The 12,708-nt window shown below is 70.0% G+C and carries 13 protein-coding genes; 7 read left to right on the plus strand and 6 right to left on the minus strand.

Annotated features, from left to right (window positions below; genetic code table 11):
- Positions 1-128: 128 nt before the first annotated feature.
- The gene (locus ACRSBM_RS29775) at positions 129-548 is read left to right on the plus strand and encodes an SAV_6107 family HEPN domain-containing protein (RefSeq protein ID WP_434448320.1); all 420 of its coding nucleotides are present in this window, start codon (positions 129-131) and stop codon (positions 546-548) included.
- Positions 545-1,291 carry a maleylpyruvate isomerase N-terminal domain-containing protein gene (locus ACRSBM_RS29780; RefSeq protein ID WP_434448322.1) on the plus strand — a complete coding sequence of 249 codons (747 nt, stop codon included), beginning with the start codon at positions 545-547 and terminating at the stop codon, positions 1,289-1,291. The genes ACRSBM_RS29775 and ACRSBM_RS29780 overlap by 4 nt, the downstream gene beginning before the upstream one ends.
- Here the strand turns inward: ACRSBM_RS29780 and ACRSBM_RS29785 are convergent.
- Positions 1,268-2,833 carry an alkaline phosphatase D family protein gene (locus ACRSBM_RS29785; RefSeq protein WP_434448324.1) on the minus strand — a complete coding sequence of 522 codons (1,566 nt, stop codon included), beginning with the start codon at positions 2,831-2,833 and terminating at the stop codon, positions 1,268-1,270. The two genes, ACRSBM_RS29780 and ACRSBM_RS29785, sit on opposite strands and share 24 nt — an antisense overlap.
- A 24-nt stretch (positions 2,834-2,857) precedes the next feature.
- Here ACRSBM_RS29785 and ACRSBM_RS29790 point away from each other — a divergent pair, with 24 nt between their 5' ends.
- Positions 2,858-3,352 carry a VOC family protein gene (locus ACRSBM_RS29790; RefSeq protein ID WP_434448326.1) on the plus strand — a complete coding sequence of 165 codons (495 nt, stop codon included), beginning with the start codon at positions 2,858-2,860 and terminating at the stop codon, positions 3,350-3,352.
- Positions 3,353-3,610: 258 nt separating this feature from the next.
- Here the strand turns inward: ACRSBM_RS29790 and ACRSBM_RS29795 are convergent, their stop codons facing one another.
- On the minus strand, positions 3,611-5,263 hold the full coding sequence (locus ACRSBM_RS29795; RefSeq protein WP_434448328.1) for a DUF885 domain-containing protein: 1,653 nt from the start codon (positions 5,261-5,263) through the stop codon (positions 3,611-3,613).
- Between the two features lie 107 nt (positions 5,264-5,370).
- Here ACRSBM_RS29795 and ACRSBM_RS29800 point away from each other — a divergent pair, with 107 nt between their 5' ends.
- Positions 5,371-6,024, plus strand: a complete 654-nt coding sequence (locus ACRSBM_RS29800; RefSeq protein WP_434448330.1) for a DUF3153 domain-containing protein — start codon at positions 5,371-5,373, stop codon at positions 6,022-6,024.
- Here the strand turns inward: ACRSBM_RS29800 and ACRSBM_RS29805 are convergent.
- Both ACRSBM_RS29805 and metF read right to left on the minus strand, forming a co-directional pair.
- Complete coding sequence (locus ACRSBM_RS29805) at positions 6,021-7,013, minus strand: IS481 family transposase (RefSeq protein ID WP_434448331.1); 993 nt, start codon at positions 7,011-7,013, stop codon at positions 6,021-6,023. The genes ACRSBM_RS29800 and ACRSBM_RS29805 overlap by 4 nt on opposite strands.
- A gap of 282 nt (positions 7,014-7,295) precedes the next feature.
- Positions 7,296-8,177 (minus strand): methylenetetrahydrofolate reductase [NAD(P)H], encoded by an 882-nt coding sequence (metF, locus tag ACRSBM_RS29810; RefSeq protein ID WP_434448333.1) that lies wholly within the window; start codon positions 8,175-8,177, stop codon positions 7,296-7,298.
- A 68-nt stretch (positions 8,178-8,245) separates the two neighbouring features.
- Here metF and ACRSBM_RS29815 point away from each other — a divergent pair, with 68 nt between their 5' ends.
- The 3 genes from ACRSBM_RS29815 to ACRSBM_RS29825 all read left to right on the plus strand — a co-directional run bounded on the left by ACRSBM_RS29815 (position 8,246) and on the right by ACRSBM_RS29825 (position 11,851).
- Positions 8,246-9,349 (plus strand): polyprenyl synthetase family protein, encoded by a 1,104-nt coding sequence (locus ACRSBM_RS29815; RefSeq protein WP_434453260.1) that lies wholly within the window; start codon positions 8,246-8,248, stop codon positions 9,347-9,349.
- 167 nt (positions 9,350-9,516) lie between these two features.
- Entirely contained in the window at positions 9,517-10,965 is a 1,449-nt protein-coding gene (gene mptB, locus ACRSBM_RS29820; RefSeq protein WP_434448335.1) for a polyprenol phosphomannose-dependent alpha 1,6 mannosyltransferase MptB, read from the plus strand.
- A gap of 10 nt (positions 10,966-10,975) precedes the next feature.
- A complete protein-coding gene (locus ACRSBM_RS29825) occupies positions 10,976-11,851 on the plus strand; it encodes a phytoene/squalene synthase family protein (protein ID WP_434448336.1) in 876 nt (291 codons plus the stop codon).
- Between the two features lie 8 nt (positions 11,852-11,859).
- Here the strand turns inward: ACRSBM_RS29825 and ACRSBM_RS29830 are convergent, their stop codons facing one another.
- Entirely contained in the window at positions 11,860-12,258 is a 399-nt protein-coding gene (locus ACRSBM_RS29830; protein ID WP_434448338.1) for a hypothetical protein, read from the minus strand.
- 69 nt (positions 12,259-12,327) lie between these two features.
- Positions 12,328-12,693: an Rv2175c family DNA-binding protein gene (locus ACRSBM_RS29835; RefSeq protein WP_434453263.1), complete on the minus strand. Its 366-nt coding sequence runs from the start codon at positions 12,691-12,693 to the stop codon at positions 12,328-12,330.
- Positions 12,694-12,708: the final 15 nt, after the last annotated feature.

The raw sequence follows: 12,708 nt of genomic DNA on the forward strand, positions 1-12,708 counted from the left end.
GCGGGCTCGAACATGTGTTCGAGTCGCACCATGCCTCGGAGGTGGGGTGGGGGAAGCACCCCACCTCCGAGAGCCGCCGGCTTCCCCTCGGCGGAGACGTCGTTCACCGACGCCACGAGGAGGCCGAGATGACAGCTGAGATTTCGAGTCCGGCAGCCTTCCCCATCCCGTTGCCACCCGCTTCTGCGCTCGCACTGCTGCGGCAGGCCCGCGAGTCACTCGCCGAATCGGAACGCACACCGGAGCCACCTGAGCGGTTCGCGACCGCCTACCTCGCCGCGTTGCGCGCCGCCGCCGCGGTGCTCGCGTTACGCGGACGACCCCATCGAGGACGGTCGAAACCGACCAGCGCCTGGGTGCTGCTCGCCGCGATCGCGCCGGAGATGAGCGAGTGGGCCACCTTCTTCGCTTCGTGGTCGTCCACCCGGGCCGCTGTGCTCGCGGGCATCACCAGGCACGTCAACGCACGCACGGCCGACGACCTGGTACGCCAGACCGATCAGTTCGTGACGCTCGTCGACCGTGTGATGAACGAGGCGAAGCGGTGAACCCTCTCGACATCCTGCGTCGTGAGGCGGAACTGCTCGCCATGTCCGCGATCGGCCAGCCACCGCACAAGGGCGTGCCCGCCTGTCCCGGACTCAACCTCGGGGAGACCGTGCGGCACGTCGGCAGCGGCTACCGCAGGACCCTGGAGTGGATCAGGCTCGGCCGCGAACCCGGGACCGGCGAGTGGCAGGACTACCCCGAGGCCGGGGAGAGCTCGCTCGACTTCATGCGGTCGGGCGCGGAGGCCGTCCTCGCGGAGCTTGGCGCACATGAGGAGAACGAGCCGTGCGCGACGTGGTGGCCCGATCAGCAGAACTACGGGTTCTGGCGGCGACGGCTCGCGCACGAGACCACGGTGCACCGCATGGACGTCCAGGGTGCCGCGGGCATGGAGGTCGGCGCCGTCACCGACGAGGTCGCGCTCGACGGCGTCGACGAGGTGCTCACGTTGTGGCTGGGGCACAAGCTGGACGTGCTCGGGGTGCGGGGGTCGCGCGAGAGCCTCGTCACCGTCGAGGTCGAGGACCACCTATGGCTCACGCGCTGCGGCCCGCGCGGCTCGTCGGCGTGGCGCGTGGTCGACCCGGAGGACGCCCACGTCGCCGACGCGCAGGTGTCGGCGAGCCCGATGACGATGTACCGCTGGCTGTGGGGACGGCTGCCCGACCGGATGGTCACGACGGTCGGCGACGACGACGCGATCGCCCAGCTGTGGGCGCTACTGCGGCTCGCCACCAAGTAGCACCGACGCGGTCTCCGCGCCCGTTGCCGAGAACAACCGGTAACGGGCGCTGCGACCGTCGAAGTCCAGCAGCGCCACGGAGTTCCCGAAGTGCGGGCCGCTGGTCTTGCGCCAGCGCATCAGGTCATCCGGCACGCCGACGAACGTCGCGATCCGGCGGAACAGCCACCCGGCGGCTCGCGACCACGCGAGCCGGAACATGGGCTCGAGCGCCTTCGGCGGCTCGTTGTGCACCGGCGAGCACACGAGCTGCGCGACCACGGCCTTGGTGGGCCGGGGGAAGTCGGCCACGGCGACGTAGCTGTGGTGGACGTCGCCGGAGAGCACGCACACCGTCGCGGAACCGCTGTTCGCGGCCTTCTCGATCATGCGGGAGAGCCGGTCGAACGACTCGCGGAACGCCGGCCAGTGCTCCAGGTCGAGCACCTGGCGGATGCTCTCCGCCGCCCTGCCCTGCCAGCCGGGCTTGCGCGCGCCGACCTCGTTGATGGACTGGAAGTGGCTGAGCCCGTGCGGCATCAGCCACGGCAGCGACGAGCCGATCAGCAGGTGGTCGACGTCGCCGTCGGTGTTGCGCTCGATCCAGTCGAACTCCGCGTCGTTGATCATCTGCCGCCTGTCCTCCGCGAGGATGCGGCCGCCGCGCGTGTCGACCATCAGCAGCCGGGCACGGCCGAAGTCGCGGCGGTAGCTCCAGAACGTGGACTTGCGGCCCCCGGTCTCCTTGTCCGCCTCCTCGGCGAACTCCTCCAGCAACGGCAGCACGTCGGTGCCCTGGGCCTTCACCTTGGCGTACAGGGGATTCCCGGCGAGCTCGGCCGGGCCGAGGTTGCCGAGGTGCTGGTAGACCCAGTAGGAGGAGATGGCGCCGCGGATCCTGTCGCGCCACCAAGGCTTCTCGGCCATCTGCTCGCGCCACACGGCGGACGTGTTCCAGTCGTCGCGCACGTCGTGGTCGTCGAAGATCATCGAGGTGGGCAGGACCGACAGCAGCCAGCGGATCTCGGGGTCGCCCCAGGTCTCGTGGTAGAGCCGGGCGTACTCGCCGAAGTGCACCACCTCGCCGTCCGGCTCCTTCGTGCCGTGCCGGCGGTCGCGCAGCCACTGCTTGGTGGCCTCGGTGGGTTCGTCGGCGTAGACCTGGTCTCCCAGCAGGATCAGCGCCTGCGGCCAGTCGGCTTCCGGTGTCTTCATGAGCCGTTGCGCGAACGCGTCGAGTGCGTCGTCACCGACCGGCTGGCCGGGAGCGGCCCGGCACGACCCGAAGGCGATCCGGCGGACCTCGCCGGTGCGGATGACCGGCTGGGGGAAGTCGCTGCCGGGTTCCGGCCAGACCACCTCGGCGTCCAGCCTGACGTCGTACTCGGTGCGCGGGCCGAGGTTCTCGAGCTTGACGAGGGCGAAATGCTGTTCGGCCACCTGGAATGTTCGCTCGGTGTGGCCGGCGATCGTGACGGCGCACGAGGCGTCCGTCTCGACCCACACCGTCGCGGACTTGTCGTCGACATACCTGAGGAGCGGTCCGAGCACCAGCTTCGCCACGCGCGAGACAGTACCCTCGCACGCGTGGAAATCACGTTCGAGGCAGCGGATCCGCCCGCGCTGGCCGCGTTCTGGTCCGAGTTCGCCGGCGACGAGATCGAGCTGACGTTCGTGTGGAGCGACGTTCCGAAAATCGAGAAGAACCAGGTGCACATCGACCTGGCCTCGGCTTCGCTCGAACACCAGGCGGACATCGTGGCGCGTGCGCTGAAGCTCGGCGCGGAGCATGCCGACGTCGGTCAGGCCGACGTGCCGTGGGTGGTGCTGCGCGATCCGCAGGGCAACGAGTTCTGCGTCCTGGAGCCGCGGCCCGAGTACCCCGGGGTGATCGCGGCCGTCGTCATCGACTCGCGTGACCCGCTGGCGTCGGCTCGGGCGACCGGGCATCCGGTGGTCCGCAGCGGCGACGGGTTCGCCTCGGTGCGACCGGAGCCGGGCCCGTGGCTCGAGTTCGTGCGGACCGACGACCCGGAGCCGATCACCAGCCGCGTGCGCGTGCGGTGGGCCGATCCGGCGTGACGAGCGCCGACGATTTCGAGCGCGCCGCCGGCCCAGGACGACGCACCGCTTGAGCATTCTGGAGGCCGCGCGCTCAGGGCTGAGATGCGCGGGACCGGACGGCGAACCGTTCGGCGACAGCCGCGCAGCCGGCACCTGATATCCGATATATCAGCGCACCGATATATCAGTTATGCAAAAGACGTTTGCGGACGTCCGCAAACGTCTTTTGCATAAGGGGCCATCAGGGCAGGTCAGAGCGTTGCAACGAGGTTGGTGTCAGAGAGCGGCGAGACGCTCTCGCAACGTGTCGAGGCCCATCGCACCCATCTCCAGCGCCTCCTTGTGGAACCGCTTGAGGTCGAAGTCGGCGCCCTTGCGGGCCTTCGCGTCCTCGCGCGCGGCGAGCCACAGGCGCTCGCCGATCTTGTAGGCCGGGGCCTGGCCCGGCCAGCCCAGGTAGCGGTCGATCTCGTCGTGGACGTGCGCGGGCTCCGAGAGCGTCCTGGTGAGCATGAACTCCAGGCCGAGCTCGGGCGTCCAGCGCTCGCCGGGGTGGAAGCCGGTGCCGGCCGGGATCTCGAGCTCCAGGTGCATGCCGATGTCGATGATCACGCGGGCCGCGCGGAACAGGTGCGCGTCGAGCATGCCGAGCAGGTCGCCGTCGTCGTCGAGGTAGCCGAGCTCGCGCATGAGGCGTTCCGCGTACAGCGCCCAGCCCTCGCCGTGGCCCGACACCCAGCACATCAGGCGCTGGAAGTCGTTCAGCGTCTCCGACTGGTACACCGCCGTCGCGCACTGGAGGTGGTGGCCCGGCACGCCCTCGTGGTAGACCGTCGAGGTCTCGCGCCAGGTCGGGAACACCGTCTTGCCCTCGGCGATCGACCACCACATGCGGCCGGGGCGGGAGAAGTCGGCGGTCGGCTGCGTGTAGTAGGCGCCGACGGCACCGCCGGGCGGGGCGATCTTGCACTCGAGGTTCATCAGCGCGTCCGGCAGGTCGAAGTGCACGTCGCGCAGGTCGAGCAGGGCCTTGTCGGACAGTTCCTGCATCCACGCCTGCAGGCCGTCCTGGCCGTGGACCTGGTAGCGCGGGTGCTCGTCGAGGTAGGCCGCGGTCTCCGCCAGCGTCGCGCCGGGCTTGAGCCGGGCCGCGACCTTCTTCATCTCGGCCTCGATGCCGAGGAACTCCTCCCAGCCCCACGCGTAGGCCTCGGCCAGGTCGAGCCGCGAACCGGTGAAGTAGCGCGAGCCGAGGCGGTAGCGCTCCTCGCCGACGGCGTCCTTCGCGGGCGCCTGCGGGGCCAGCGTGGTGCGCAGGAAGGTGGCGAAGTCCGCGTAGGCGGCGGCAGCGGCGGTGGCGCCGGCGTCGAGGGTGGAGCGCACCGAGCCGTCGACGTCGGCCGAGGCGGCGAACGGGCCGAAGAACGTCGAGGCGAAGGTGTCGCACTGCTCGGCCACCCTGGTGACCTGGCGCAGCGCGGAGACGCGGCCGCGGGAGGCGGCGTGCGAGAGCGACGCGCGCAGACCGTCCAGTGCGGCGGGCACGGCGGAGAGACGGCGGCCGATCGTGGCCCACTGCTCCGGGGTGTCCGTCGGCATCTGGTCGAAGATGTCGCGCACCGACTGGATCGGGCTCGCGATGACGTTCAGCGAGGACTCGGTCTCACCGGACTCGTACAGCTCGTGCTCGAGGCCCGTCCGTTCCTGGAAGACGGCGCGTGCCGCCTCCTCGGAGGCATCCGCGGGCTGCGCGGCGGTGATGGCGGCGAGAGCGCGGACGGCGAGTTCGTCGCGCGCCGCGTGCCCTTCCGGTGAGAGATCGGTCAGCTGGTCGTCGGCTCCCGCGAAGCCCAGGCTGGTGGCGGTGATGGGGTCCAGCGCCACGTAGTCGCTGACGTATTTGTTGCTGATTTCGTGCACGGATGCCATGCGCCGAGACGCTACCTCGCACCCCTCCACACCAAAAGGTAGTTAGTCAAGCTCACGACCTTCGGAGGGATCCTGCGTCGTCCGGGCCGTGCTGGCAGGATGTCCGGGTGCGTCGATCCCGGGCACTGCTGGTGCCGGTCTTCTTGCTGCTCACCCTGTTTTCGTTGAGTGGCTGCGTTCGCGTGTACGCGGCCATGGCCGTGTCGGACGACGACCGCATCTCGGGTGAGATCGTCGCGGCCACGCCGCCCACGCAGGACAACGACCCCGGCCCGCAGCTCAAGGTGCCGCCGGAGCTCGCGAGCCGCGTCACCACCAAGCCGTACCGGGTGGAGGCGTACGCCGGCACGCAGCTGTTCTTCAACGGCCTGTCGTTCGACGAGATGCGGACGCTCGCGACGTCGACCAGCTCGTCGAACAGCCGCTACAGCCTCAACTTCCGCCGGTCGGGTGATCTCGTCACCCTCTCGGGGTCGGTCGACCTGACCCAGGTGCCCGTGGAACGCGCGGACATCCAGGTGAAGGTCAGCTTCCCTGGCAAGATCGTGAACACCAACGGCCGCGAGGAGGAGAACAACACGATCGCGTGGTCTCCGAAACCCGGTCAGGCGTCGATGCTGCAGGCGACCGTGCAGTACGCGGGGCAGAACTCCAACTCGTTCTTCGGCTGGGCGCTGCTGGTCGCCGGGCTCACCGGCGGTGCCGCGCTGATCGTCGTCGTTCTCGCGCTCATCGCGCACAAGCGCAGCACCGTCGTCTAGTTGTGATGTCCAGGGAGGTTGGTCAGCCGGGTGATGGGTGGCTGGCCTCCGAGGGCGGAGTGGGCTCGGTGGTGATTGTAGAAATGGATCCAGCCGGGCAGGGCGGTTCGGCGCTCGGTTTCTGACTGGTAGTGGCGGGCGTAGGCCCAGCCGTCAGCCAGGGTGCGGTGGAAGCGTTCGACCTTGCCGTTGGTCTGAGGCCGGTAGGGCCTGGTGCGTTTGTGCCGGATGCCAAGTTCTGCGCAGGCGTCGCGCCAGGCGAAGGAGCGGTAGGCGGAGCCGTTGTCGGACAGGACTCGTTCGACAACGACTCCGTGCTCGCGGAACCAGGCGGTCGCGCGGCGCAGGACGGCGGTAGCGGTGTCGCCTCGTTCGTCGGTGTGGATTTCGGCGTAGGCGATGCGGGAATGGTCATCGACGACCGTGTGCAGGAAGGCTTTGCCGGTCAAGGGTTTGTAGTCTTTGCCTTTGGGCAGGCCTGGCATGGCTCGCTTGTTGCGGTCGCCTTGCTGGCGTCCGACGAAGCGGTGTCCGCCGCCGTCGGGAATGTTGCCGAACTTGGTGACGTCGACGTGGATCAGCGAACCGGGGTGGGGGTGTTCGTAGCGGCGCAGGGGTTCGCCGGTGACGCGGTCGATGCGGGAGAGCCGGTTGATCCGGCAGCGCACCAGCACGGCGTGCACGGTGGAGGCGGCCAGGCCCAGCCGGCCCGCGATCTGGACCGGGCCCAGCCGGTGCCGCCAGCGCAGGAGCACGATCTGCCGCACGAGCGGTTCGGGTGTGCGGTTCGGGCTGTGACGCGGACGCGAGCTGCGGTCGAGCATCCCGGCCCCGCCCTCGTCGCGATAGCGGGCGGCCCACTTGCGTGCGGTTCGCTCCGCGACCATGAACATCTTCGCCGCTTCGGCGGGCCGCCAGTCCTGTTCCACGATCAGGCGAGCCAAGCGCAGTCGAGTCCGTGGGGTCAGCGTGGCGTTAGGGTGGGACACGAAGGCCTCCGGTGTGTGAAGCGGTTCCTAGACAGCTCCACTTCACATCCAGAGGCCTTCACCTGTCTTCACGACAGGCCATCACGTCCGGAACAACGTCCCTGGACATCACATCTAGTGCTGCGTCAGTCAGCCTTTGCCCCGTATTCGGTGTTCAGACGGCCGTATCGTGGTGCCGGCCCCGCGTCCCTGTACTGGTTGTACCGGGGCGCGGGGCCGGTGCCGCGAGGCGGCCTGCTGAGCGCCGAAGACGCGGCGGAGGTTGGCTGACGCGGCACTAGCTCAGGCGCGCGTGACCAAACCCAGGCGCCCCAGCACTTCCCGCGTCGCCTTCGCCCTGTTCATCGTGTAGAAGTGCAGCGCGGGCACGCCCTCGTCGAGCAGCCGCTGGCACATCTCGGTCGCGATGTCGATGCCGGTGGCGCGGAACCCCGCCACGTCGTCGGCGTACGGCTCCAGCCTGCGCGAGATGTCCAGCGGCAGGTCGGCGCCCGACAGCTCGACGATCTTGGCCAGGCCGCGCGGCGAGAGCATCGGCATGATGCCGGGCAGGATCGCGGCGGAGCAGCCCGCGTCCGCCACCCGGTCGCGCAGCCGCAGGAACGGCTCCGGCGCGTGGAACAGCTGGGCCACCGCGTAGTCCGCGCCCGCGTCGAGCTTGCGCAGCAGGAACTTCAGGTCGGTGTCGAGGTCGGCCGAGCGCGGGTGCCCGTACGGGAACGCCGCCACGCCCACGCAGAAGTCGCCGAGCTCGCGGACGAGCTTCACCAGCTCGTCGGCGTAGTTGAGGCCTTCGGGGTGCGCGACCCACTCGCCCATCGGGTCACCGGGAGGGTCGCCGCGCAGCGCGAGGACGTTGCGCACGCCGATCGCCGCGTACCAGCCGATGACGTTGCGCAGCTCGGCCACCGAGTGGTCGACGGCGGTGAGGTGCGCGACCGGCAGCAGTGTCGTCTCCTGCGCGATGCGGCCGGTGGCCCGGATCGTGCGGTCCCGGCGTGACCCGCCGGCGCCATAGGTGATCGACACGAAGGCCGGGTCGAGGCCCTCCAGCTCGCGAACGGCCCTCCAGAGGACCTTCTCGTCCTCGGCGTCCCGCGGTGGCAGGAACTCCACCGAGAACTTGGGTGGCTCGCCCTGGAGCCGCTCGACCACCGATGTCATGCGACCAACCCTAGTGGTACTTCCGGTAGCTGAGACACCCGCTCACGATGTGGTACGCAGGCCCCGGCATGCGGGTGGCACCGGACACAGCGGACCATGGACCTGTGTCCCACCACCCAATCGACGCTGCCCTGCCCCAGCACGTCGACGAAGCGCTGACCACGTACCTGGCCTCCCGGCGCGCGTCCGGCGAGGCGATGGACCCGAGCTTCGCGAGCGCGGTGGACGCGCTCTCCGGCTTCGTGCTGGGCGGCGGCAAGCGCGTCCGACCGACCTACGCGTGGTGGGGCTGGCGCGCGGCGGGCGGTGACCCGGACGGCGAGCTCGCGGGCGAGGTGCTCACGGCGGTCAGCTCGCTCGAGCTGATCCAGGCGTGCGCGCTGATCCACGACGACCTGATGGACGCCTCCTCGGTGCGCCGGGGCAAGCCGACGGTGCACATCGCGTTCGGCGCGCGGCACCGCGAGCAGGGCTGGCTCGGTTCGCCGGAGCGGTTCGGCATGTCGGCGGCCGTCCTGATCGGCGACATCGCGCTGGCGTGGGCGGACGACATGCTCTTCGCCGCCGGGCTGCCGTCGGAGGTGCTGCGCCGGATGAGCGAGCCGTGGCGGGACATGCGCACCGAGATGCTCGCCGGCCAGTACCTCGACGTGCTGACGCAGGCGCGGGGCGACTCGTCCCCGGACGCCGCGCTGCGCATCGACCGGCTCAAGACCGCCGCGTACACCGTCGAACGGCCGCTGCACATGGGCGCGGCGATGGCGGGCGGCTCACCCGAGCTGATCGCCGGCCTGCGGACGTTCGGCGCCGACATCGGCGTCGCGTTCCAGCTGCGCGACGACCTGCTCGGCGTGTTCGGCGACCCGGAGGTCACCGGCAAGCCCGCGGGCGACGACCTCGCCGAGGGCAAGCGGACGCTGCTCGTGGCGCTCGGCATGCAGTTCGGCGCCGACATCCTCGATCGCGCTCTCGGCAAGCCCGACCTCGACCTCGACACCGTCGAGGAGGTCCGCCGGGCGCTGGTGAAGGTCGGCGCCGTCGACGCCGTCGAGGAGCGCATCGAGGACCTGACGAAGAGCGCGCTGGCCGCACTCGACGCGGCTCCCGTGGCCGAACCGGCCGCCGCCAGGCTCGCCGGCCTCGCGATCAGCTCGACGAAGCGGGCCTTCTGAAGTCGATCATGAGCCTCTCCCTGAGAGTTGATTAACTCCTTGTGACCGTGTGGCCTGTTGCCTGCGGACGCTTCCGCGCGTTGTGCAACGATGTTCGGGCGATGGCAGCAACTCCGTCCCTTCCCCGCACGAGCTCCGAGGCGTCTCCACAGGAGCTTCAACCAGTCGTGCGCACGAACACCTATGCCATCCCCATCCGCACGACCATGCTCGGCCTGCTGGGCGTGGCGCTGATCGCGCTCGGGGGCATGGGCGCCGGCGCGATCCTCGATCGCGACCCGCTGCTCGCCCAGGTCGGGCTGAGCTGGCTGCGCTACGGCCACGGCCGCGACCTCGCGAGCATGGTCCTGTACCTGGGGCTGGGCCTCGTCATCTGGGCGTGGATCAGGCTCGGCCGCCTCGTGCGGTGGGGCGAGATCGGCGACTTCGCGGTGCTGGTCGCCGTGACGGTGTGGACGTTGCCGCTGCTCTTCGCGCCGCCGCTGTTCAGCAAGGACATCTACAGCTACCTGGCGCAGGGCCAGCTCGCGCTGAGCGGGTACGACCCGTACACCGTCGGGCCCGCCGTGCTGCAGAGCACGCTCAGCGAGAACGTCAGCTGGGTGTGGCAGCACACGCCGGCGCCGTACGGGCCGTTGTTCATCCTGATCGCCAAGGCGATCGTGTGGGCCACCGACGCGAGCGTCATCCTCGGCGTCGTCGCCATGCGCCTCTCGCTCGCGGGCGGGCTGGTGCTGCTGTGCTGGGCGCTGCCGGGCCTGAGCAGGCACCTGGGCGGCAAGTCGGCGGTCGCGCTGTGGCTGGTCGCGGCGAACCCGCTGGTGCTGATCCACCTGGTCGGCGGCGCGCACAACGACCTGCTGATGATCGGGCTGATGGCCGCGGGCGTGCTGCTGGTGCTCGACCGCAGGCACGTGCTCGGCTTCGTGCTGCTCGCCCTCGCGTTCTCGGTGAAGGCGACGGCGGTCGTGATCGTGCCGTTCCTCGTCTGGATCTGGGCGGCGCGGCTCGACGGCGACAAGCGCGCGCAGTTCCGCAAGGCGCTGCTGCCGGGTCTCGTGGCGTTCCTCGGGACGTTCGCAGTGTGCACGGTGATCGCCGGGGTGACCCTCGGCTGGATCCCGGCGCTGCGCAGCTCGTCGATGATCATCAACTGGCTGTCGCTGCCGAGCGCGGTCGGCGACTTCGCCCGCATGGTCGTGAACTGGTTCGTCTACGTCGACGGCGGCATCTTCATCGGCGTCGCGCGGACGCTCGGCTCCCTCGTGCTGGTCTGGATCGCGTACACGCAGTGGTGGGCGGCCCGCGACGGCGACGTGCGCGACGGCATCCGGCGCGGCGCGCTGACGATGCTGGCGGTCGCGCTGCTGTCCCCGGCGACGCTGCCCTGGTACTTCACCTGGCCGCTCGCCATGGCCGCCGGGTTCGCGTGGAGCACGGGCGCGCTCGTCACGGTGACGCTGGCGTCGCTGTTCCTGCTGCTGGTGACGTTCCCGAACGGCGACACGGCGCTGTACTCGTGGGGCTACCTGTTCTTCGCGCTGGCGGTGTCGGGCCTCGCGGCGTGGTCGCTGGTGAAGCCGGACCCGTTCGGCCTGTCCACCCGCTACGAGTGAGGCGCGACCCGTGGACTTGGGCGCCGCCTACGCCGCCTGCCGCCGGGTGAACGCGCGGTACGGCAAAACGTTCTTCCTGGCCACGACGCTGCTGCGGCCTGAGCAGCGGCCCGCGGTGCACGCGCTGTACGCGTTCGCGCGCTGGGCCGACGAGATCGTCGACGCGGCAGGGGTCACCGACCGCGAGGGCGAGCTCGACCGGCTGGAACGGCTCCTGGAGAAGGCCCCGTCGAACCTGCTGCTGCACGCGCTGGCGGACACAGTTCGCCGTTACGACATCGACAGGTCGCTGTTCGCGGACTTCCTCGCGTCGATGCGGATGGACCTCCACGTGACCGAGTACGCGGACCTCGACGCGCTCGGCGTCTACATGCGCGGCTCGGCGGAGGTCATCGGGCTGCAGATGCTGCCGGTGCTCGGCACCGTCGTGCCGCGTGCGGAGGCCGAACCGTACGCGGCGCGGCTGGGGGTGGCGTTCCAGCTGACGAACTTCCTGCGCGACGTCGGCGAGGACCTCGACCGCGGCCGGGTCTACCTGCCGCAGGACGTCCTCGGCGCGCACGGCGTCGACCGCGACCTTTTGCAATGGTGTCGTCGCCATCGTCGCGCAAACGTCCGAGTGCAACGGGCGCTCGACGACCTCGTCGCGCACTCATATGCGGTATATCAGTCGGCCGAGCCGGGCATCGCGATGCTGTCCGCGTCGTCGCGGCCCTGCATGCGGACGGCGTTCACGTTGTACCGCGACATCCTCGGGCTCGTCGGCTGCGAGGTGCTGTGGCGACGGGTGTCGGTGCCGGGCGCACGACGGCTCGCGGTGGCAGTGCCCGGAACCTGCCGGGCACTGCTCGCCCACGCCCTGCCCGTGCGCACGGCGACGAGATGATCTCCGCTTTAGATCACGATCACTCCGACGATGTTCGACGTCGCGGAGGCGTAGACGTTCGTGCCGGGGAAGTAGAGCCGCAGGTCGGCGGAGGCATCGATGGTGAGCTTCGCGGTGAACGTCGCGTTCGGCTGGCAGTTCTTGGTGTAGATGCTGGTCCAGGCCGAGGCGCCGACCCTGACCTGGGCGAACACGTCGAGGCCGAGCGTCAGCTGCCGCTCGCCCCGGACACCGAGCTTGCCCTTGATCTGGAGCTTGTCGCCCTTCTTGAGCTTGACCTTGGCGCCACCGGCGTCGAGTTCCAGCGTGGTCGGCTTGGCCTGCGTGGCCGGGGCGGCGGTCGCGGCGACCGGCGAGAGGAGCAGCCCGAAGGCGGCGAGGCCGGCGACGAGAGTTTTGGTGATCATGTGCACCAGCTCAGGGGTTCCAGGCGCCTCTCGCTCGCTGAGACGCCTGGAACCGCTGCAACGGGTGAACTAGAAGCCCATCGACTGGGCGCGTCGCTTTACCTCACGCCCACGGTCTCCGCGCAATGCTTCGATCGGAGTGCCAGGGAGGCTTTCGTCCTCCGTGAAGAGCCAGCGCAGGATCTCGTCCGTGGAGAAGCCCTGGTCGCGCAGCACCGTGATGGTGCCGGGCAGACCCTTCACCACGCCTCCGGCGGCGAGGAACGCCTCCGGGATGACGAGAACGCCGGCCCGCCGCTCGGCGAGCAGTTGCCCGTCGCGCAGCAGTTGGTGGACCCGGGTAACCGGAAGTCCCATTCGGTCGGCCACCTCGGGGAGGCCGAGAACCTCCAGGTCGGCAGCCAGTACATCCGCAGCGGCAGGAATCGCACTCACGGGGGTCACGATGCC

Source organism: Lentzea xerophila (assembly GCF_051094245.1).
In the GTDB taxonomy this organism is placed as follows: domain Bacteria; phylum Actinomycetota; class Actinomycetes; order Mycobacteriales; family Pseudonocardiaceae; genus Lentzea; species Lentzea xerophila.